The 20,769-nt window shown below is 39.8% G+C and carries 20 protein-coding genes; 5 read left to right on the plus strand and 15 right to left on the minus strand.

Annotated features, from left to right (window positions below; translation table 11 throughout):
• Nucleotides 1-7 precede the first annotated feature (7 nt).
• On the plus strand, nucleotides 8-1,138 hold the full coding sequence (locus AC0VYV_RS16855) for an aminotransferase class V-fold PLP-dependent enzyme (protein WP_475372788.1): 1,131 nt from the start codon (nucleotides 8-10) through the stop codon (nucleotides 1,136-1,138).
• Nucleotides 1,139-1,485: 347 nt separating this feature from the next.
• Here AC0VYV_RS16855 and AC0VYV_RS16860 read toward each other — a convergent pair whose 3' ends face one another.
• The 12 genes from AC0VYV_RS16860 to AC0VYV_RS16915 form a co-directional block, all read right to left on the minus strand.
• Nucleotides 1,486-1,959 (minus strand): DUF3830 family protein, encoded by a 474-nt coding sequence (locus AC0VYV_RS16860; protein ID WP_224882634.1) that lies wholly within the window; start codon nucleotides 1,957-1,959, stop codon nucleotides 1,486-1,488.
• A gap of 11 nt (nucleotides 1,960-1,970) precedes the next feature.
• The gene (locus AC0VYV_RS16865) at nucleotides 1,971-3,113 is read right to left on the minus strand and encodes an NAD(P)/FAD-dependent oxidoreductase (protein ID WP_224882632.1); all 1,143 of its coding nucleotides are present in this window, start codon (nucleotides 3,111-3,113) and stop codon (nucleotides 1,971-1,973) included.
• Nucleotides 3,113-4,102, minus strand: a complete 990-nt coding sequence (locus AC0VYV_RS16870; RefSeq protein WP_475372789.1) for an ABC transporter ATP-binding protein — start codon at nucleotides 4,100-4,102, stop codon at nucleotides 3,113-3,115. Before AC0VYV_RS16870 ends, AC0VYV_RS16865 begins: the two co-directional genes overlap by 1 nt.
• Nucleotides 4,068-5,093 carry an ABC transporter ATP-binding protein gene (locus AC0VYV_RS16875; RefSeq protein WP_224882626.1) on the minus strand — a complete coding sequence of 342 codons (1,026 nt, stop codon included), beginning with the start codon at nucleotides 5,091-5,093 and terminating at the stop codon, nucleotides 4,068-4,070. The genes AC0VYV_RS16870 and AC0VYV_RS16875 overlap by 35 nt, the downstream gene beginning before the upstream one ends.
• Before the next feature lie 15 nt (nucleotides 5,094-5,108).
• On the minus strand, nucleotides 5,109-6,173 hold the full coding sequence (locus tag AC0VYV_RS16880) for a M24 family metallopeptidase (RefSeq protein ID WP_475372790.1): 1,065 nt from the start codon (nucleotides 6,171-6,173) through the stop codon (nucleotides 5,109-5,111).
• 67 nt (nucleotides 6,174-6,240) lie between these two features.
• Nucleotides 6,241-7,917, minus strand: a complete 1,677-nt coding sequence (locus AC0VYV_RS16885) for an ABC transporter substrate-binding protein (RefSeq protein ID WP_475372791.1) — start codon at nucleotides 7,915-7,917, stop codon at nucleotides 6,241-6,243.
• 14 nt (nucleotides 7,918-7,931) lie between these two features.
• Nucleotides 7,932-8,852, minus strand: coding sequence for an oligopeptide ABC transporter permease (gene opp4C, locus AC0VYV_RS16890; RefSeq protein ID WP_224882622.1), 921 nt, complete (start codon nucleotides 8,850-8,852; stop codon nucleotides 7,932-7,934).
• Between the two features lie 27 nt (nucleotides 8,853-8,879).
• Nucleotides 8,880-9,839, minus strand: a complete 960-nt coding sequence (locus AC0VYV_RS16895; protein WP_224882619.1) for an ABC transporter permease — start codon at nucleotides 9,837-9,839, stop codon at nucleotides 8,880-8,882.
• The gene (locus AC0VYV_RS16900) at nucleotides 9,820-11,034 is read right to left on the minus strand and encodes a M24 family metallopeptidase (RefSeq protein ID WP_224882618.1); all 1,215 of its coding nucleotides are present in this window, start codon (nucleotides 11,032-11,034) and stop codon (nucleotides 9,820-9,822) included. The genes AC0VYV_RS16895 and AC0VYV_RS16900 overlap by 20 nt, the downstream gene beginning before the upstream one ends.
• Entirely contained in the window at nucleotides 10,994-12,301 is a 1,308-nt protein-coding gene (locus tag AC0VYV_RS16905) for a M20/M25/M40 family metallo-hydrolase (RefSeq protein ID WP_224882758.1), read from the minus strand. Before AC0VYV_RS16905 ends, AC0VYV_RS16900 begins: the two co-directional genes overlap by 41 nt.
• A 14-nt stretch (nucleotides 12,302-12,315) precedes the next feature.
• A complete protein-coding gene (locus AC0VYV_RS16910) occupies nucleotides 12,316-13,518 on the minus strand; it encodes a M24 family metallopeptidase (RefSeq protein WP_475372792.1) in 1,203 nt (400 codons plus the stop codon).
• Nucleotides 13,499-14,830, minus strand: coding sequence for a M20/M25/M40 family metallo-hydrolase (locus tag AC0VYV_RS16915; RefSeq protein WP_475373799.1), 1,332 nt, complete (start codon nucleotides 14,828-14,830; stop codon nucleotides 13,499-13,501). Before AC0VYV_RS16915 ends, AC0VYV_RS16910 begins: the two co-directional genes overlap by 20 nt.
• A 497-nt stretch (nucleotides 14,831-15,327) precedes the next feature.
• Between AC0VYV_RS16915 and AC0VYV_RS16920 the strand changes: the two genes are divergently transcribed.
• Entirely contained in the window at nucleotides 15,328-16,230 is a 903-nt protein-coding gene (locus AC0VYV_RS16920) for an EamA family transporter (RefSeq protein ID WP_475373800.1), read from the plus strand.
• A gap of 95 nt (nucleotides 16,231-16,325) precedes the next feature.
• Here AC0VYV_RS16920 and AC0VYV_RS16925 read toward each other — a convergent pair whose 3' ends face one another.
• The 3 genes from AC0VYV_RS16925 to AC0VYV_RS16935 all read right to left on the minus strand — a co-directional run bounded on the left by AC0VYV_RS16925 (nucleotide 16,326) and on the right by AC0VYV_RS16935 (nucleotide 18,436).
• The gene (locus AC0VYV_RS16925; protein WP_475372793.1) at nucleotides 16,326-16,484 is read right to left on the minus strand and encodes a hypothetical protein; all 159 of its coding nucleotides are present in this window, start codon (nucleotides 16,482-16,484) and stop codon (nucleotides 16,326-16,328) included.
• A 190-nt stretch (nucleotides 16,485-16,674) separates the two neighbouring features.
• Nucleotides 16,675-16,905, minus strand: coding sequence for a hypothetical protein (locus tag AC0VYV_RS16930; protein ID WP_224882615.1), 231 nt, complete (start codon nucleotides 16,903-16,905; stop codon nucleotides 16,675-16,677).
• On the minus strand, nucleotides 16,886-18,436 hold the full coding sequence (locus AC0VYV_RS16935; protein ID WP_475372794.1) for a sodium:solute symporter family protein: 1,551 nt from the start codon (nucleotides 18,434-18,436) through the stop codon (nucleotides 16,886-16,888). Before AC0VYV_RS16935 ends, AC0VYV_RS16930 begins: the two co-directional genes overlap by 20 nt.
• A 470-nt stretch (nucleotides 18,437-18,906) precedes the next feature.
• On the opposite strand from AC0VYV_RS16935, the gene AC0VYV_RS16940 reads away from it, so the two are divergent.
• From AC0VYV_RS16940 to essB, 3 genes are read left to right on the plus strand one after another with little or no spacing between them, the layout of a single operon-like run.
• Complete coding sequence (locus tag AC0VYV_RS16940; protein ID WP_194219140.1) at nucleotides 18,907-19,200, plus strand: WXG100 family type VII secretion target; 294 nt, start codon at nucleotides 18,907-18,909, stop codon at nucleotides 19,198-19,200.
• A 56-nt stretch (nucleotides 19,201-19,256) separates the two neighbouring features.
• Nucleotides 19,257-19,499: an ESX secretion system protein YukD gene (gene yukD, locus AC0VYV_RS16945; protein ID WP_194219139.1), complete on the plus strand. Its 243-nt coding sequence runs from the start codon at nucleotides 19,257-19,259 to the stop codon at nucleotides 19,497-19,499.
• A 14-nt stretch (nucleotides 19,500-19,513) separates the two neighbouring features.
• Entirely contained in the window at nucleotides 19,514-20,755 is a 1,242-nt protein-coding gene (gene essB / locus AC0VYV_RS16950; RefSeq protein ID WP_475374001.1) for a type VII secretion protein EssB, read from the plus strand.
• The last annotated feature ends 14 nt before the right edge of the window (nucleotides 20,756-20,769 follow it).

Raw genomic sequence — 20,769 nt, forward strand, 5'->3', positions numbered from 1 at the left:
AGTGCTAATGAAAACTCTGGTAACGACTAGAATTCGCGCAGAATTTCCAATTTTACAAAAGAAGGTCATGCTTTCAAGCTGTTCACAAAGTGCATTGTCATATGACGTGATTACAGCGATTGAGAACTACAAAGATAGTTTGATTGAAGATGGCATGTCGTGGGAGTTATGGATGGACAAAGTAAATGCAGCGAAACAAAAATTTGCTAAGCTTATCAATTGCTCTCCACATGAAGTTGCTGTCCTCTCATCCGTTTCAGATTCGATTTCAAGTGTTCTACATGCGCTGGACCTAAAGGAGAAGAATGTTTGCGTCACCGAAATGGACTTTCCTTGCATTGGTCAAGCACTCCTGGCTCAGCAGCAAGCTCAAAGCTTCCGTATAACTTATATACCTGAAGAGAACCATACAATCCCACTTGAGCATTACGAGAAATTTATCACAAAAGATACTGCTTTAACCTGTATTCCTCACGTTTCTTATTACAATGGATTTAAGCACGATGTAAAACAAATTGGTGAAATTGCCCATCGAAATGGCTCTCTTCTCATGGTAGATGCATATCAATCAGCTGGGAACGTAAAAATAGATGTTCAGGAAATGGGAATCGACATCCTTATGACCGGGATGCAAAAGTACCTACTAGGTGTACCAGGAATTTCATTTCTATACGTGAAGAAAGAAGTAGCAGAACATTTGCAACCGACAACTACAGGATGGTTTGGACAGCGAAATCCCTTTGACTTCAAATTAAAAGAGCTAGAATATGCTCCATCAGCCCAACGTTTCAATACAGGGACCCCTCCTGTTATAAACGCTTATATTGCTGAAGCAGCTCTTTCATTCATTGAGAAAATCGGAATGGAACAGATTGAACAGCACTTGCAAAAGCTATCAGCTTATACAATTGTTAAAGCAGATGAGTTAGGATTTCGTCTAGCAAGTCCTGATCGCGCCATTCAAAAAGGGTCGAATACAGCCATTTACGTGGACGCTGCTCATCAAATTGAGGAGCAAATGAAGAAAGCCAAGTTCATCGTTTCAGCAAGACAGAATGTTATACGGATCGCACCCCATATTTACAATACAACTGAGGATATTGACGCGTGTCTCACTACATTACGATCTTTAACATAATTCATAAATATGCAACCAGCTAATCTAATGGGATTGGCTGGTTTATTTGAAACTTAAAAAAACCGATAACCTAAATTCAACAAATAAGAGGTTTTATTACTATAATGATATTTTTTTACAAATTCTAACGAAAATGGAAATTAGTATTAATTGTATATTAAATCATTATTATAGTATATTAATAATACATTTGAATTAGATTGACTGTCAATAACACTTCTTGGGAAAAAGAGTGTCGTTTTAGAGAAAGTTCTATTGTGAAGACCATTTTATAATAGAAATACTCCGCGCATTTATATAGCAAATGCGCGGAGTATTAGCCCAATCACCTATTGCTTTTTAAGCAGCTACTCAAGTGATAGAATCACTTTTTGCCTCCCTTTTATGTGAATCATCCTCCCCATTTCTTCGAGCTCTTCTAAATCTTCCTTTACAACTCTAGCGAATAAATTCCCAGGCAACCAACCGGCTGGAAAGAAGGTTCTCGCTTCCTTTCCATAGAAAAGACCAAAGTCATAGATTGGCGATGGATTTCCACCCCAGGCATATGCTGGCATAAACGTAAAAAGTATATCACCAGGCGTAGGGAAGCACGTTAAATTTTCCTTCGCAGGATCATGAAGCTTGCTGTCTTGACACGTATCAACAGGTAATTGAATTGAAATTTCTCTGCCAGTATACATCGCATGTGTGCCTGCAGTTTCAATCGGCTCAGATAGTGCTTGAACAAAAGCCTCCGTTGTAGAAGGAGCTTGCTCAGAAAGCACCTCTGCTTTTAATGATACATCTGAGTCTACAAAATGAATATAAAATGTTGTCATGCATATACCTCCTATACTACGCTAGGTTCAAAGACTAGTTGATTTGTTTGGAAGCGATTAAAATGTAGACTCGATACATCCACTTGAGGAATATTTCCTGTGACCATCGCTGCAAGAGATTCACCAATAGATGGGGACATCATGAACCCGTGTCCACTCATTCCAACCGCCTGATAATACCCTAGTACTCCATCTACATCACCAAGAATTGCCTGGTGATCGGATGTGCTGTCATATCGACCATCAACATGTGTATGGAAAACTAAACTCTCTAGAGGAGGGAAAATTTCCGTTCCTACTTCCGCAGCCCTCACTTGATAATCGAAGGAGTTAAACGGTGGTTTAAGATCTTTACCTAAATAACTTAGATACAATGTACCATCCGTTAATTGTTTTGCAGCAAATCCCTTCTCAAACGAAATTAAGAGGGGCTCTAAAATTCGCTTGGGGACTCGATTCGTATATAAAATTCGCCTGATTTCAAATTCAATCGGTAGAGCAACACCAGCAGTTTCAGCCATTTTCTTAGAACCTAACCCCGCTGCATTAACAACTCGATCAGCCCCAATAAGTCCTCTTTTCTCACAATCTACCCCTTTCACGACGCCATTTTCGACAACGATACGATTCACCGTATCATTTACAAATTCAACACCCTTACGTTTTGCTGCATCCGCAAAACTTTGTGTCACATGATAGGCATCATCTACGAATCCGTCCGTTTCACAAAAAGCTGCTGTCAGAAAACTTGATTCGTTAATACCAGGAATTAATTCCTTCGCTTCCTGGGGAGATATAAACTTAGTCGGAATCCCCAAAGAGTTTTGTAACGCTACGTTTTCAGCATACTTGGCTTTCGCTTCTTCTGAATGAAACGTATTCATATAACCTACACTGCGAAATTTAATTTCATGTTCTGGTTCTAATCTGTCATTAATTTCATTAAAAAACTCGGTGGACGCTTTAGACATTAAACAATTAATTTCCGTACCCCATTGCTGACGAACTCCTCCCGGGCATAGACCCGTAACATCTGAAGCGATGCCTCCTTTATCAATGACTAGAACATTCGCAAAACCCTTCTCTGTTAAAAAATAAGCAATGGAACAACCAATAATTCCTGCACCTACAATCACTGCATCATACATTTTCATTAATTAATCTCCTCTACTGTTTGTTCAAGATGACATGCTACAAAGTGATTTTTATTTGTAACCTTCAAATCAGGGGTCTTTGTCCGACAAGTATCCATCACGTATGGGCACCTCGTATGAAATCTACATCCATCGGGTGGATCTACTGGACTAGGAATATCTCCTTTTAAAATAATTCTTTCTTTCCTTTGCTTAGGATCGGGTTCTGGAATCGCTGATAATAGAGCTTTTGAATAAGGATGTTTTGGAGAATGAAAGAATTCATCTCGGTCAGCGATTTCAACAATTTTACCTAAATACATCACAGCGATTCGATTCGATATATGCTTCACAACGCTTAAGTTATGCGTTATAAACAAATATGTTAAGTCATACTTCTCTTGTAAATCTTGAATCAAATTGAGAACCTGCGCTTGAACCGAAACATCGAGTGCGGATACAGGCTCATCCATAACGATGAGCTTCGGATTCGCTGCAAGTGCCCTCGCAATGCCGATCCGTTGCCTTTGTCCCCCAGAGAACTCGTGGGGATACCGATCAAGATAGCTCTGATTTAAGCCCACATCATTCATAATCTGCTTTACGCGCTCTTTTCTTTCCTTTTTCGAAAGACTCAAGTGAATGCTCATTGGCTCTTCAAGAATTTGTCCAACTTTTAACCTGGGATTTAATGAGGCGTATGGATCTTGAAAAACAATTTGCATGTTCTTTCTTCTCTTTTTTAATTCCCTCGAACTCAGAGCACGAATGTCTTCATTTTCAATAACTATTCTTCCTTCAGATGCCTCTAGAAGACGAAGGATTACTCTGCCTGCTGTGGATTTTCCACATCCTGATTCACCAACTAATCCTAACGTTTCACCCTTCTCAATATAAAAACTAATATCATCAACAGCTTTCACATAACTTTTTTCCTTCGAGAAGAAACCTGCGGTATCTACCGGAAACCATTTCTTAAGATTTTCTATTTCCAACAGTCTCTCGTTCATCATTAATCCCCCCTTCGCCTGTCCAGTCTTCACTATTCATCCAACATCTTGTTTTATTCCGACCTACTTCAATAAGCGGTGGTTCCTCACTTAAGCACATGGACTCAACATACTCGCATCGACTAGCAAAACGACATCCTGACTTAACGTCAGATGGATGGGGTACCTGACCTTTGATAGGGCTTAAACGAGCCACGCGATCTTTCAAGCCTGGCATGGATTGAATCAATCCGCGTGAGTATGGATGCTTAGGAGATTCAAAGAATGTCTCAACGTCTGCGTATTCGACAATTCTTCCAAGGTACATGACCGCCACTTTATCAGCAGTTTCAGCCACAACACCAAGATCGTGTGTGATAAGAAGAATGGACGTATCCAGTTTGGTTTTCAAATCATTCATCAAGTCGAGGATTTGCGCCTGAGTTGTCACATCAAGAGCAGTTGTGGGTTCATCTGCAATAAGGAGATCCGGATTGCAGGCAAGGGCCATCGCAATCATGACCCGTTGCCGCATCCCGCCTGATAATTGATGGGGGTATTGATTCACTCTTTGATCTGCCGAAGGAATTCCGACTAAAGTGAGCATATCAATCGCTTTCTTTTTAGCTTCTTTTTTTGAGAGTTTTTGATGTAAGACTAGGACTTCTACAATTTGATTTCCTACAGTATAAACAGGGTTAAGTGATGTCATTGGTTCCTGAAAAATCATTGATATATCATTGCCTCGAATTTTTCTAATCTCTCCATCACTTTTCGTGACAAGGTTTTCTCCTTTAAATAGAACTTCTCCACCGATAATCTTTCCATGAGGTTTGGGGAGCAGCTGAAGTATTGAGAGCGATGTAACGCTCTTACCACTACCTGACTCTCCAACAATACTCAAAGTTTCTCCTTTATTAATTTCAAATGAGACGCCATCAACAGCAGGGGTTTCTTTCTGGTCACTATAAAAATATGTTTTTAGATTTTGGACTTTCAATAAAGGATCCATCTCATCCCCCCTAATTTAAATATGGATATGCCGTGGAGTTTTTGTCAGTATGTCACAGCCACGGTCCGTCACATGAATGATATCTTCTACTCTTACGCCTATTTTATTCGGTACGTATAAACCTGGTTCAACCGTAAAAACCATTCCAGCTTCTACTACTTCCTCCCCATTCAGTACGATTCTTGGATGCTCATGAATAGCTAATCCAACACCATGCCCAAGTCCACGGAGACAATAGGATTCAATTCCTTCATTTTGAAAGACCCTTCTCGTGACAGCATCAATTTCATGACCTGTCCTCCCTGGCTTTATCACGGCAATCGCCTGTTCAAGGGCTTTATGAACAATTCGATCATATTGCTGTAGTTCTTGATTGGGAGAGCCAATCCAAATCGTTCTTGTCATGTCAGACATATAACCCTTGTACTTTACACCAAAATCAATCAAAAGAAAGTGATCATTTTTCACCACATTTGATGAAGGCGTAGCATGAGGTAAAGCTGCGCGAATGTCAGAAGCTACGATCGTGCCAAAAGCTGGTCCATCATGCCCATTTTTCCCGATTAAATACTCAAGCTCCACAGCCACCTCTTTTTCCGTCATTCCCGGTTGAATCCGAGGGAGAAGCTCATGAAAAGACTGATCTGCAATCTCTACAGCTTGCTTGATTAGCTTCAATTCCTTCTCATCTTTTAAACGCCTCATCGAATGGAATTCTGAAGAAAGCGGAACCCATTCCATATGAGGTAGTAAGTTTTGAAGGTTATGGAAGAACTGCACAGTTAATGAATTAGCTTCATAGCCAATCGTCTTGATTGTTTTTGTAGAGAAGATGTCCTTCATCATTTCATATGGATCAATTCCATAAATATAGATCTCAAATCCTTCTGTCTGCTCATTTGCCCGCACTGCGTATCGCTGATCAGTGATTAAACTATGGTCATTTGATGTAATGAAAACGTATCCGTTGCTCCCAGTAAAGCCGGACAAGTACCTTCGATTTTCATAGGAATTGACAAACACAGCATCAAGGTGATTTTTCTGCATTATTTTCTTCAGCTTTTCAATTCTTTCTAGCATCTCACTCTCCTGTAAGTGAGAAGATTCGGGGGACACCCGAACCCTCGTTGTGTCTTATTTGAAATCATCACTCTGATACTGACCAGCTTTCAGCACTAAATGTTACCCCACGAAAATCTGGTTCGAACCCATTAACACGATTGTTTACAACGAACGGTGATTCTTGTTCGTATAACGGAATCCAAATTTCATCTTCCGCTAACTTTTGGCTAACATCCCAAATCAACTGCTGACGCTTATCAAAATCAATTTCCGTTGTTTGAGCTTCTAAAAGCTCATCTACCTTTTGATCAGAGTACCCGACAAAGTTATAACCATTAGGAGGCATATATTCACTGCCGAAATAACTACGGTATTCATCTGGATCTACTTCAATACCAAATCCGAGAATGTATGCATCGTAGTCATCCTTCGTTACTTCACGCTGTTTTCCGTCATCAGTCTTAGGGAGAAGCTTCGTTACAAGCGTTGGAAAATCAAGCGATCTCAGTTCGACTTTCACACCAATTTTTTCCCACATTTGCTTTAATAGGACTGCGGACTTTTCTCTTTCTTTCGTTCCGGTTGGTACTTCCATCATGAAACTCAACTCATTACCATCCTTCTCATAAATCCCCTCACTATTTTTTTCATAACCTGCTTCTTCTAGCAGTTGTTCTGACTTGGCCGTATCAAAATCATAGATCGGTAGATCTGGACTATGGGACCAGTGCTTAGAAGGGAAAATATCATCCGCTATATTCCCATATTCACCAAGAATGGAAGTGACAATCGACTCCTTGTCTACAGCATGAGCCAATGCCTGTCGTACTTTAGGGTCATCGAAATGAGCACTTTTCGTGTTAAAGCCTACATAATAAACACTTAGTGAATTTTGTGTCACAAGACTCGCATAATCCAGTGATTCAACTGAAGGTGTTTCAGAAACAGGAACCGGGGAGATATCGACATCCTTACTAAGCACTGAGGCTAGCATAGTATTCGCATCGCCAAAACGAGCAATCAGTCGGTCAAGTTTAGGCGTTTCTCCAAAGTAGTCTTTGTTCGCTTCTAATTCAATGTATTGACCTGTTTCCCATTTCACGAATTTGAATGGTCCTGTACCAATTGGAGAGCGATTAGATTCATGTTTGGCCCACTCACCTGGGGAAACATCCTTTAGCACATGCTCCGGTAAGATTCCAATAAATAACCCAGATACGAAAGGTGCAAAAGGTTCTTTCGTTGTAAATTTAATTGTTGTATCATCTACTACTTCAATACCTTCAATACTTTTAGCTTTACCTTCTTTGTATTCAGCAGCTCCCACAAGTGGATCTACCCTCCAATAGGCACCAGAGTCATAGGCTCCATCTGCAAGCGAAGTGAACGTAAAGGCAACATCGTCCGCAGTAAATGCTTCACCGTCGTGCCATGTAACCCCATCTTTTAGCTTAAATGTATATATTTTACCATCTTCAGATACTTCCCAACTCTCAGCCAAACGCCCTTCCATCTTTAATTCTTGATCGGGAACAACTAGAGAATCGAATACCATGTGTGTGATGTCGGTATCAGATGTAGTTGCCCAGATCGCTGGATTCAAGTTTCCTGGCTCACTGTTAAAAGCAATCGTAACTGTTCCGCCAACAACCTCCTCTGTTTCGGCAGTAGATGCCTTTTCTGCATTATTAGTAGAAGAACAAGCTGTTAATAAAAGAGTGAATATTAAGAAAATAATCCCTACAAAACCCTTTTTCCCCATTTAGACCGCCCCTTTTAATTTTTCATTTTTGGATCTAAAGCATCTCGAAGACCGTCACCAACAAAGTTAATACATAAAATTGTAATCAATATCGCAAATCCAGCCGGCATCCATACCCACGGCTTGAATTGTAATACCATAATAGAAGTGGCTTCATTCAGCATATTACCCCAGCTTGGAACAGGTTGTTGAACACCAACGCCTAGAAAGCTTAAGGCTGATTCTGTTAAGATCGCTTCTGCAGTTTGCAACGTCCCCTGCACAACGATCGGTGCCATGATATTCGGCAATATATGCTTCATAATGATAATGAAGTCTCGCTGTCCCATTGCTCGCGTTGCTTCGATGTAGTCCATCTCTCTTAGTCTTAAAACTTCACCTCGTACTAGCCTGGTCATGGTTGTCCAGCTAACGAGGCCGATAATAAGCATGACATTAAATAGGTTAGGTTTTAAAATTGTTGCAACCGTAATAGCTAGAAACAAAACAGGGAAACAAATCACAACATCGGTAATACGCATAATAATCGTATCTATCCATCTACCGTAATAACCTGCAATGACTCCGAGAAGAACACCAGTGACAGTTGCAATCATCACGGCTACAAATGCAACGCTTAATGAGACTCTACCACCGTATATAATGCGTGAAAGCATATCTCTTCCAAGACTATCGGTTCCTAAAATATGTTCGCTTCCTGGAGGTGCAAGAACATCTAATGTACCTGCTTCACTTTTGATAGAGTCATAGGGACTATAAGGTGCAAGAACAGGTGCCATGATCGATGCCAGTAACAACACCATGAGAATAACAGCACCGATTAAGGCAAGTCGGTTCTTCTTAAATCGCTTCCAAGCTGCATTATCTCGCCAACTTTTACTTTCCTCTGTCTGAACAATGATCTTCTCTTCAGAAACTTCTAAGCTGCCATTCATCTCACTCCCCCTTTCCATTAACTACTTTCAGTATCTAATTCTCGGGTCTGCCCATGCATACATCACATCTGCTAGTAGGTTTCCTGACATAACTAGGATCGAAGTAAAGAGATTCAATGCCATAATAACTGGATATTCTCGAGCTACAATCGATTGGATACCGAGACTCCCCATCCCTGGCCAGTTAAAAATATGTTCAGTAATGTAAGCTCCTCCAAATAGAAATGGGATGGAAAGACCAAATATCGTAATGACAGGAATTAAAGCGTTTCTCAGTCCGTGTTTTAAATAAACAACCTTTTTACTTAATCCTTTCGAATCAGCTGTGCGAATGAAATCTTGATTGAGAACTTCAAGCATACTGGACCTTGTAAACCTCATCACAACCGCTATTGTTGGAAGTGCTAGAACGATGGCAGGTAGCGTAACATGCTTGAGGTAATCTACAAACAATTGAAATCCACTATAATCTGCTCCAACCGTGATCATTCCTGAAGTTGGAAGCCAACCTAACTTTAATGCAAAAATAAAGATTAATGCTAATCCAAAAAAGAAGGATGGTATGGAAATACCTACGAATGAAATAACGGTTAGCACATAATCTGGTAGCTTGTAGCGATGTGTTGCAGAATAAACGCCGAGTGGCACACCGATTGCAAATGCCATGATGAAAGCTGTTCCCGTTAATAGTAGTGTAGCTGGTAGCCTTTCAACAATAAGCCCTCCGACAGATTGACCCGTCTTCACTGTATAACCGAAGTTCCCCTGCGCAATTTCCTTTAGCCACGTGACATATTGCACAGGTAGCGAATCGTTCATACCGAGATTTTCTTGAGCGCGCTGCATTTCTTCAGCGGATATTTTAGGGTCAATCATTGTTTGCATGGGATTACCCGGGGCAAGTTGCATGATGGCGAAGGTCATAATTGTAATACCAATTAAAATTGGAATAGATTGGAGTAGCCTTTTAATCAGATACTTTTTCAACTTCCTTCTCCTCCCGTTCTTTGCTGAATGGAATGAGAATGAGTTCATTCTGCCTAGTCGTCAAGTAACGAATCCCTTCAGATGTGACAACAACATTCTCTTCAACGATAAAATGGATGCCATTATCTAAGAAAAGAGTAGGTTCTATCGTAAAAACCATTCCTTCTTTCACTTCTCCAAGTGGTGCTGCCCCATACCGTTCCCATTTCGGTCCAAGAAGTATGCCACCGTCGTGCACATCTCTTCCTATTTGATGTCCTGTAGCATGGGAGATTTCTGGAAATCCCTGCGACAAGTAAAACCTTCTCGCTGCATCATCAACTTCATAACCTTTTGCACCTGGTTTAATCGCTGCCCCAGCCATCGAAATTGCTTCATGGACAGATTGAAATGCTTGATGAATATGATCTGGTGGTTCACTTTCTCCTTCTTTCAGAAAATAAACGGTTCGGGCAATATCAGAGACGTATCCTTCCACATCCACACTAAAATCGAAAATAACAAGATCACCGCCCTTTACCACTGCCTCTCCAGGCTCTCTGTGTGCAACGTTCTCTTTTAAAACGATTGGCATAGAAAGCTTACGATCAATACCGTTTACAACATGACGCTTTTCCATTTCTTCCACAAAAAGCTTCCCAAGCGCTCTCTCTGACATTCCAATTTTCATTCTTTGGAAGACGGTACTGTAAATTTCCTCGGTTATGTTAATCGCCTGTTCAATTCTATTGATTTCGGTCTTTGTTTTAATACTTCGAATGGAGGATAAGAATGTTTCAGATGATACAATCTCTCCTTTAAAAACTTCACATAGGGTTCTAGTGAGCCAGCGGTATCTCCCAGCGGTTAACCCATCGGCAAGGTGTTCCTCAACTGAGAAATTCAAGGCAATCTTATTAGGTTTCATTTCTGATATCACACCTGTTAAAAGGCCAGCTAAATTACCATCATGCTTGTACACCTTATCGAAAAGTCTGGATTCCTCAATATCTTGAGCATCAATACTACTACATAGTGCAAATTTCTGACGATCTTTCGTAACCATAAAGACCCCTGGACCAACAGTTCCTACTCCAGTTACAAGGGGAATGCATGGATCACTGCCTTCTGATGTATAGATAAGCCATGCGTCTATATCCAATTGCTGAAGATGGTCAATCACTTGATTCATTTTCTCTTGTTGAACTTGATACAACTTCGCCCCCTCCTTTCATCATGCAGTATTCTTGAACAACATTTCTCATCATCTCTACGCCATATTGAAATGAATCGATCTCAATTCGTTCATCTACCTGATGAACCCTTTTGAGTACCTCCGTAAAAGGCGTGAGCGTTGGGGATAAGCCATAGATATTTCTAGCATTCTGACCTATAAATCGACCATCAGTTTTACCAAGCGCCGTAAATGGGACCCACTCCATACTTCGACTCTCACGAAACGAAAACTTTTTGAACAATTGAACCATTTCACTAAGCGCATCACTTTCATAACCTTGTTCAAAAGAAAGAATCTCGACTCCTACTTCCTTACGAGCAAGGAGCGGAATGATCTGCTCCACAAATTGCTTTTCAGTTTGATATGGAAGAAGTCTAAATTCAATGATAGCCTCTGCTTTATAAGGAACAACATTTAGCTGTTCCCCTATGCTAATATGTTCAACTGTATAAGTGAGTTGCGACATGTACTCACGTAATTGACGAACAAAACTAAGCTGATCATTTATAAGCTTCTGTTCTTTTATGCGTAGCTTAAAAAACTTTTCAACGTTATAGGTCGAGGAGGCAAATCCCGTTTCTTGAAGAAGACTTAACACATGTGTTAGATGATCGATCGCTTGATTTACTGGTGGACTACCCGCATGCCCACCTTCACCAGTGGCAGTTAATTTCACTCTAGCTGTACCTTTTTCACCACAGGCATACAGCATGTAGCATTGATCAACTCCTTCAACAGTAAAACCTCCGCCCTCACTTAGAACCGTTGCTCCATTAAAAATTTCCGGATGAGTTTTCGCTAAATAGGACATACCCTCCGCACTTCCATTTTCTTCATCCGCTGTCGAAACGAAATAGATATCTCGATTTAGTAGGAACCCCTTCCTTTTTAATGATATAAAGGCGATCAAATGCATAACGGTTAACTGTTTCGTATCAAGAGTCCCTCTCCCCCAAATAGCTTCACCTGCAACGGCAGCGCTAAAAGGAGGATAAGACCATTCCTGTTCATTGGCGGCTACAACGTCAAGATGAGAAAGGAGGACAAGGGGCTCTTCTTTCTTTCCACACCCATGTAACTTAGCCACAATAGAGGCGCGATTAGCTGTACTGAACAAGATAGTAGAATCAATGTTTTCTTTTGCTAATTCTTCTTTGAGATAAGTAGCCGCTAGGATTTCACTTTGCTTTTCATTTGTTGTATCGATTTTAATTAAATTTCTTAGCCACAGTTCTGCTTTTCCCATAAGATTCAAAGCGTTCACCTGCCTGACTCGATTATGACAAGTTCAGTTTGCCTTTCACTTAGAATAAGTGGCCCTTGCTCCGTTACCAGAACATTCTCTTCTACAAGGATACAAGGAAGACCGTTGTCCTGAATAACGGTTGGTTCAATAGCGTAAATTTCGCCAGCAGCAATAACTCCTTCAACCTCTGGTCTAATCGGTATACGTTTTGGCCCGAGAATCGTCCCTCCATCATGTGTTTCTCTTCCTACCTGATGACCGACCGAATGACGAATCGTTGGATATCCGGCTTCTTCTATCACTTTTCTGCCAGCTGCATCTACCTCGAATCCCGCCTTGTTAGGTAACAACGATTCGATAGAAGCATCAATAGCCGCAATAGCCGTATTGAATGCATGCTGAACTTCAACAGGCGGATACGTTTCTTGTTCCGGTAGGAAATAGCAAGTTCTCGCAATATCTGATACATAGTCATTTAATTTCAGACTAAAATCAATAATAAGTAGATCGCCAGGCTTCGTTACATGACTCGCTGGTTTGCGATGGGCTAATCCTTTTCGAACGATACAAACGAGAGGAGGATCATGCGGATGGCCGAGACCATTCGAAGCGCCCCTCCTCTTCATTTCTTGAACAAAAAGATCCCCTATTTCAATTTCCGTCATCCCGCAAACTATCTGACCAAAGACTACCTGATAGATTTCTGTCGTCATCGTAATCGCTTGTTGTATCTGCTCAATTTCAGAATGAGTTTTGATACTACGTAGCTTCTTCAAGAGCCTTTCACTGCTCGTCTCAATCTGTTGTAATCGATTCCTGCCAAGAACTTTTTCTAACCAAAGGTACATCCCTTGAGTTAATCCATCACATAAATGATCGGATTCAGATATATTTAAAGCTACTTTCTGAGGATTTAGCTGGTTAAAAATATTTAGAAACGATTCTTCCATACTAGCTTCATAAGTAAGAATTCTATGAAATAAGCCGATCGCTTCATAGCTTCCTCGATCGCTAACAGAGGTTAATGCCAAATGTTCTCCATTACTTCTTAGGAAAATAGCTGCCATATGAACAGAGCGGATGCCTACTAATAAAGGGAGAGCTGGATCTGAGCCTTCTCTCGTCAGAATGAGCCACGAATCAATTCCATTCTGCTTCATTAGTTGAACAGCCTGATCTGCTTTTTCAAATGTGATATCAGGTACCATTGCTTTCATCTTCCTCACCCCCTATTCCAACTAACAATCTGTACAAGTTCTTGATCCCCAAAATAAAAGAATTCAATGGGATCCGTTCATCCACCCCATGTACCATTTTAATTACTCGATCAAATGTCATATCAGGTAACATCGGACAGTAACCGTAAATATGAGAAGCATAGGATACAACATGCTTTGAGTCACTACCTCCTATAGATAGAAACGGTACTACTTTTGCATGAGGAACCTCTTTTTTTAATTCTTTTTCAAATAATGCAAGATGTGACTGGTTTAAGGTCGTTTCAAATCCTTCGGTATACGATTCAATGCTGCATTCAACAGGTAATCCGTCTAGAATCGTGTTGAGCCAATTCTCAAATTCACTTCTAGAGATTGAAGGAACAGGTCGACAATCTAAATGAAGTTCATACTCTCCTCGAAGGATAGGATGCTTTCTTCCCCCATTCCATTTTGTTACAGTAACAGTAGTTGAAGCCATTGCCCGAAGTAGTGATTGATATTCTGGCACCAATTCGAGAAAATCATCAAGTTGTAACTCAGAGAAAGAATGTCCATATTCTGAAGCGATTGTTTCAAACAACGTTTTTGTAGAAGAAGGAATGGTATCATTTAGTTTGATATGCTTTAATTTTTGTATCACTTGCAATATGGTTTGTAGACTTGACTGATCGGGTAAATAGGAATTGCTTGGGGTTTGACCTTTTGCGTTTATTTTAACGATGGCACGACCTTTTTGCCCTGTCTCACATAAGTAATATGCTCTGTCACCTATGAGGATTGGGAATCCTCCCCCTTCATTAAAGACTGTTGTTTGATTAAAAAAGCCTGGATTCTCTTGTATAAATGGGAGAAGACCATAACGACTTCCACTCTCCTCGTCCGAAGTAGCTACCATCACAATATCTCGCTTAAGATCAATACCATTTCGTTTTAATAGAATAAGTACCATTAAATGTGTTATCGTAAGTTGCTTCGTATCGATGGTTCCTCTTCCCCATATCTCTTCATTTACAACTTCTCCATTAAACGGAGGAACCTTCCAATCTTCTGCATTCGCTGGAACGACATCTACATGAGACAATAAAACCACAGGCGACTCATATTCTTTTTTTAGAGATATAATGATATTTCCTCTATTTGCTGCCGTCTTCTGAATTGAAGTTTGAAGACCATTTTCTTCGGCGATTTTTGCTAAATAGAGAATAGCATCCATTTCATTTTGAAGCTTCGTTGTTGTTTCGATTTGAATCAATTTACTTAAATAAAAAGTAGCTTCTTCTTTGACGACATTCCAATCCCCCAGGCTCATCCCCACCTTTTGAGTACCACTTACTTTTTATTTATTATATAATTTGATTTTTTACTTTAATGTAAAGTAGTTTACAAAATCTAAATTTTCTAACAATTAATCCCGAACGAACATATCCTTTGATTGGGAAAGTCTCTGAGATCAGTTGTGCGCTAGTTTATTAACATAGAATAGCTACATAAATAACTGCTACAAAGCAGAAAACTTCTTTAGAGGTTGGAACTCACATAGTCCAACTTTTTTCATTTATGATTTATTAAAAATCATCAAAATATTTTTCGCTTTAAACTGTTTCATTTGATAAAAGTATTAAGTTACCTCTTTCGATTAGACAAAAAAGAGCATTATTCGGGTGGTGACAGGCACTTTTCCTCAATTAACCATTGCTTTATTCATCCTATCTAAGCTATATTTGAATTTGTGTTTTTCAAATCAAAAGCGCTTTCATCGAGATACTATAAAGCTAGAGCTTAACTGGAGGCAATTGTTCAATGAAAATGTATTTATATCCGTTGCTCGTCATTATCGGGGCTAGCAGTTACGGTGTTGTTTCAACCATCATTAAATTAGCAATAGGTAGTGGCTTTACAGCATCTGAAGCTGTTACGAGTCAATTCTTTATCGGCTTTTTGATTGCCGTGCTAATCTTTCTCATCACTAATCGACAAAAGCTAAGTTTCTCTGGAATTAAAATCCTTATTTTCGCGGGGATTTTTACAGGCTTAACGAATATTCTCTATGGACAATCATTAAATTATTTACCAGCATCCCTAGCTGTCGTCTTGCTCTTTCAATTCACATGGATTGGCATGCTAATCTCAAGTATTTCAAAACGCCAGCTTCCAACACGAATGGAAATACTTTCACTTATTATCTTAATTGGCGGAACGATTCCTGCTGCAGGACTCATTGATGCTGACTTATCAAACATCCCTTTGCAAGGCTGGTTATGGGGGCTTGGAGCAGCACTTTGTTATTCACTCTTCCTCTATTTCAATGGGAAAGCAAACGCCAAAATGAATACATCAAACCGATTAGTCATCGTGTCCTTTTTTGCGTTCTTGATGTCAGCGGTTTTTCAATCTCCTGAAATTATTTGGAATGGTACATTGCTCACAGAAGGACTATGGGTCTACGGAATTGCACTTGGCTTATTTGGAATGATCATTCCTGTTTTCCTATTTTCCATCGCGATTCCAAAGGTCGGCCTTGGGAAATCCTCCATTCTTAGTGCGATTGAACTTCCGATCGCTGTCATGGTTTCCGTCATCTTATTAAGTGAAACAGTATCGGTTCTGCAAGTTGCAGGTATTGTGATTATTATCATTGGCATGACGCTGCCTACTCTTTTCAGTGAACATATAAGCATTAGTCGAAGAAAAATAGTGGAGCAACAATAATGAAAACACCTCATCCAAATTAAATTTGATGAGGTGTTTTTGCTTTACTCTTATATTTGAATTCAATCGGTCCAACATTCATATCAAACGAACCATCATGATACAAAAGTGGAGACCGCTCCGTTCCACGTTTCGAATATTTTCTCAACGTGACTAACGCTCATATCTTGTGGATCGGTAAAAACAATTTTTGCAACCGTAACCCAATAAGCAATGTGATTCTTTACAAAAAGAGGAGAAGGTTTTTCCTTCATAGACTTAAAGCTTCCAACTTCATTTGGTACTGCACGCTGAAAAAAGCACGTATCTTAATTCAGAAGGTTTATGAAAAATAACCATTTCTTTGCGCCTTGAGCAAAAAGAAAAAGCATTCACCAAGTAACACATGGGAGTACTTGTTATTAAACACGACTATTCGTTCATCTAATTTATTTATCTAAAACCTTAAGACTCTTTTCCTTCATTTATCATTTCCACAATTGGCCGAATGGCAATAAACAGTCCTGCGATAATGAGCCACCCTAGTGATACATACGTCCATCCTTTAAAGAAACTTAAACTGTATTCATAGCCAGTGATGAACATAATTCCTGGGAAGATGATGATGAAAACAGCGGTTAACCCTATGGCCCACCTTACGCAAAGTTTCGCATCTTTATCGAGCTGCTCGTTCAAGTCGAATCTCCTCCTCTTCTTCAAATTCTTCGTCATCAAAGCTTTTGAATTTATCTTTCAATGTATCAAAATCAAATTCTTGATTAGCCATTAGTCCGTGACCAACAGAAATAACACCACTTACGATAAACACGGTAATATTCCCGAAGAACATCGATTCAAGCTGTCCGAGCGAACCACCACTCACTTCTCCAAACATTACATATGCGGACGTAATCCAAGCTGTTACTCCAAGAATAAATCCAGACAATGCCCCATAAAATGTTCCTTCATTCGTCGCTTTTCTCCACAATAATCCTAACGTTACTGGAATAACGGCTCCACTTACGAAGATGCCCATTGCCATATACACAAACCCTAAACTTATCCCTACATAGAAAAGGAGAATAGACAGAAGCCCCATCATTAGTCCAAAGCTTAACGTTACTTTTCGGGATACTTTGAGTAATTTTTGGCTGCTTGCTTTTGGATTGATCGAATGACGATAAATGTCTGTTACGACAATATTCGTAATAGCTGTTAATTCTGCTGCTCCAGTCGACATTACGGCCATAAATAGCATTGCGAGAAAAAGGATTGACCCTACACTACCAAGAAGATAGGAAGCCATTTCAGGCGCAACAGAATCTGGAGTACTAATCGGCACGCCAAGACCAGCTGCACTTACACCTAGGAAAGTGGCAATCGCAAAAGGAATAGAAAACCAGGCAATTCCTCCATATATGTATGCTCGTGAAGTTGCACTATCTTTACTAGCAATTGCTCGCTGCCAGTAGGCCTGATCAACGAAAACGGCACCGAAGTTACCAATAATATTAATCATACCGAAAAAGAGTCCTGGAATAGAAGCCATCGTAAGCATTGATGTAGAAGATGGAAGATCTTGAAGTCCTTCATAGATGGGGGTTGTTCCAAATTTCATGTAGATCGCTACCGCGAAAATGGTAAGAATTAAAAAGATCATAATCGTATTGAAGTAATCAGCGACAAAGGAAGCTTTTAATCCGCCAATCATGGTGTAGATCGTGAAGGTAAGGGGGATGAGAAAGGCTGCTACAAACAAATTCATACCTGTTAGGGAATTTAGAGCAATGGCTCCGCCGAGAATAACCATTGCTGTGACTAAAATGTTGGTCATAAGAGCAAAGACCATAATCAGTCGGTGATTTTTCTTATCAAAACGCTGACCGATAAATTCAAGAAACGTATGCGCATTTGGTGCCCTACGCTTCAATTGTATGGCTACAATCGCAAACAGCAACACTTGAATACAAGCACCAGCAGCATACCAATATGGTCCGCTTATCCCGTACTGATACCCAGTCGAAGAGGACATCATTAAGGTAGCCGCCCACGTCCATGCTGCAATAATTGACGCGCTCGTTAACCCTACACCTACGCTACGACCAGCGGTACTATACTGCTCCGCCGTCATCGCCTGTTTTCGTCTTCGCTGCATGAAAAACGTAAGACCTGTAAAAAACACTCCAAAGACTAAAAGCAACAGATAACCAACACTGGATGATAACATATGATTCCTCCAAATCGTTGAATTACGCAATACGTTAAAGCATTACATTCACCGCTTCAACTGATTTGTTAAATTATGTAACAAAGTTTCATCAATCAAAATTACCTATGTCATTTTTCCTAACATCGTTAACCTGTTAGATATTCCTTCAAGATCAGTTTGACTAATCAACCAATTTTGAACAAGTGCTAGACTGATAACGGTCAAATTATACTGGAAAGCTATTTCATACTTAGGAATAACACTCAAAAATTCCATTTATTTTATTACAATTCCATATTTTTCATTTTTTATGTTTATTAACTGGAAATTAAGGGGTATTATGTCATAGTATATAAGTTACATTTTTTGCCGATGTGTGTATTAAACCTATCAAGTTATTACAAATTATGCTAATTATATATAAGAAAGACTGATGCAGTTCTGTAGGAATAATGCACACATTACTAATTTAAGAGGAGTGATTTTGAATGGCAGGTCAAATTCGCGTAACACCGGAAGAACTTATTACGATGTCTCAACGCTATCAAACAGAAGAAAGTAAAGTAGAGGAACAAATTGGTAATTTAGACAAAATGATTGCTGAGTTAGAAGGTATGTGGGAAGGTGCTGCAAGCCAAGCTTTTAGTGATCAATATCAGTCTCTTCGTCCATCTTTCGTAGACATGCAACGTCTCCTCGCTGATATCTCAACACAACTAGCAAGCACTGCGAAATCTCTTGAAGATGCTGACGCACAAATTGCTAATCAAATTCGCGGATAAGCGATAAAGAATTGATCGGGAGCGCTTAGGCGCTCCTTCCTTATGAGGTGAACTATATGTACATTGAAGTAACGGTCGATCTCCATCATTACAAAAAAGGTCGCTTTATTGACCTCAGACTATCAAACTATCATTCAGTCAAGAAACTCATTGAAATAGTGTGCCAAACGGAACAAATCCAAACTCCTCCAGATCAAACGGGGTGGGTTAGGCTAGTGAATAAGCATAAGGTAGTAGCCGCTAATGAGAGATTAATTGATGCTGGGATTATGACAGGAGATCGAATTGAAATACTTTGAAGGAGATCACAACCATGTCGAATCAAGTGAAACCCTATCTTGAAACACAAATAGATGCAAAAATTATTAGCGAAAAAGATGTCATTACCTTTCTGTTTCAGAAAGAGAAAATCAAATTCGATGAATTGTCAGAAGTTCATTTCCTAAGCGAGATCCATACCGGGATCCCGAAAACAATTGAAATGAATGAGGATGAGGTAAGCATCCAGCACAAACTTTCACCTTCCATTATCGCTCTTCCAGCGAAGCTTAAGGAAATGACTGAAAGCGATCGTCTCACAAGTGCCTATCAACTGGTGCAAAAAGTAAAGGACCACCGCTACAAGCGTCTTAACTTAATTATTTGTCCAGATAATCTTGTGCTGGATCAGGGATTGACGCCACATTTTTTACATTTCGGCGTAAAGGAAAGTCTTCCCCCTTATGAGGAAGATCCTGAACGTATTCTTGATGAAACACGAGCAACAGTTGCAGCTATGATGAATCCAGAGCAATCATTTGAACAATACCTACATTATTCTGACACGCTCACACTGTCATCTGAACTAAAACAAGTGCTTCAAGCCAAAACACTTCATGAGCTTCAGCCAATCATTCATTCACAAATTGAACACTTACATACGAAAGAATCTGAATTCATTAAAGTGAATAAAAAGAAGTGGAAAACAAGTCGTTATTTCCTTCTTGGCGTATCTATTTGCTTACTACCAGCTTTACTCTACTCTCTTTACTCTTTGTTTCTTCTCCAACCAAAGCAGAAGAATATCGTCCAGGCACAGGAGAACTTTTTAACGAATGAGTATAGTGAGGTTGTGAACTCGCTTCAATCTTATGACATTGACGACATTCCAAAAGTGACGCAATATCAGCTAGCCCTCTCCTATATCATCAATGAATCTCTAACAGATGAACAAAAAGAAAGTGTGCGTAATACGATCTCCCTTCAATCTGACCCAAGGTATTATAAGTATTGGATTCATATTGGACGCGGAGAAGCGGAACAAGCACTTGAAATCGCACGTTATTTAGAAGATCGCGACTTATTAATGTATGGCATTTTGAAGCGCAAGGAACAGGTTAAAGCTGATTCAGATCTGGAAAGCGAGAAAAAGCAGCAGATGATCAATGAGTTAGAGCAAGAATTTGAAGAATACGAAAGAGAAATAGAAGAGCAGCAGCAAGAAGAGGAAGAAGCCCAGCAGGAAACAACAAATGAAGAGAAGCAACAAGGTGACCAGAAAAAAGAAGAAAAATAGATCGGAGGTGAAAT

Source organism: Anaerobacillus sp. QJM3NY_17 (assembly GCF_056173665.1).

What these genes read in the sequence shown, in the direction of transcription:
- AC0VYV_RS16915 (WP_475373799.1), bottom strand. Translation starts at nt 14,830, where the DNA reads ATGAGCCTGGGGGATTGGAATGTCGTCAAAGAAGAAGCTACTTTTTAT.
- AC0VYV_RS16855 (WP_475372788.1), top strand. Translation starts at nt 8, where the DNA reads ATGAAAACTCTGGTAACGACTAGAATTCGCGCAGAATTTCCAATTTTA.
- AC0VYV_RS16860 (WP_224882634.1), bottom strand. Translation starts at nt 1,959, where the DNA reads ATGACAACATTTTATATTCATTTTGTAGACTCAGATGTATCATTAAAA.
- AC0VYV_RS16880 (WP_475372790.1), bottom strand. Translation starts at nt 6,173, where the DNA reads ATGCTAGAAAGAATTGAAAAGCTGAAGAAAATAATGCAGAAAAATCAC.
- AC0VYV_RS16905 (WP_224882758.1), bottom strand. Translation starts at nt 12,301, where the DNA reads ATGGGAAAAGCAGAACTGTGGCTAAGAAATTTAATTAAAATCGATACA.
- AC0VYV_RS16940 (WP_194219140.1), top strand. Translation starts at nt 18,907, where the DNA reads ATGGCAGGTCAAATTCGCGTAACACCGGAAGAACTTATTACGATGTCT.
- AC0VYV_RS16885 (WP_475372791.1), bottom strand. Translation starts at nt 7,917, where the DNA reads ATGGGGAAAAAGGGTTTTGTAGGGATTATTTTCTTAATATTCACTCTT.
- AC0VYV_RS16925 (WP_475372793.1), bottom strand. Translation starts at nt 16,484, where the DNA reads ATGAAGGAAAAACCTTCTCCTCTTTTTGTAAAGAATCACATTGCTTAT.
- AC0VYV_RS16935 (WP_475372794.1), bottom strand. Translation starts at nt 18,436, where the DNA reads ATGTTATCATCCAGTGTTGGTTATCTGTTGCTTTTAGTCTTTGGAGTG.
- AC0VYV_RS16865 (WP_224882632.1), bottom strand. Translation starts at nt 3,113, where the DNA reads ATGAAAATGTATGATGCAGTGATTGTAGGTGCAGGAATTATTGGTTGT.
- essB (WP_475374001.1), top strand. Translation starts at nt 19,514, where the DNA reads ATGTCGAATCAAGTGAAACCCTATCTTGAAACACAAATAGATGCAAAA.
- AC0VYV_RS16910 (WP_475372792.1), bottom strand. Translation starts at nt 13,518, where the DNA reads ATGAAAGCAATGGTACCTGATATCACATTTGAAAAAGCAGATCAGGCT.
- AC0VYV_RS16875 (WP_224882626.1), bottom strand. Translation starts at nt 5,093, where the DNA reads ATGGATCCTTTATTGAAAGTCCAAAATCTAAAAACATATTTTTATAGT.
- AC0VYV_RS16870 (WP_475372789.1), bottom strand. Translation starts at nt 4,102, where the DNA reads ATGAACGAGAGACTGTTGGAAATAGAAAATCTTAAGAAATGGTTTCCG.
- AC0VYV_RS16920 (WP_475373800.1), top strand. Translation starts at nt 15,328, where the DNA reads ATGTATTTATATCCGTTGCTCGTCATTATCGGGGCTAGCAGTTACGGT.
- yukD (WP_194219139.1), top strand. Translation starts at nt 19,257, where the DNA reads ATGTACATTGAAGTAACGGTCGATCTCCATCATTACAAAAAAGGTCGC.
- opp4C (WP_224882622.1), bottom strand. Translation starts at nt 8,852, where the DNA reads ATGAATGGCAGCTTAGAAGTTTCTGAAGAGAAGATCATTGTTCAGACA.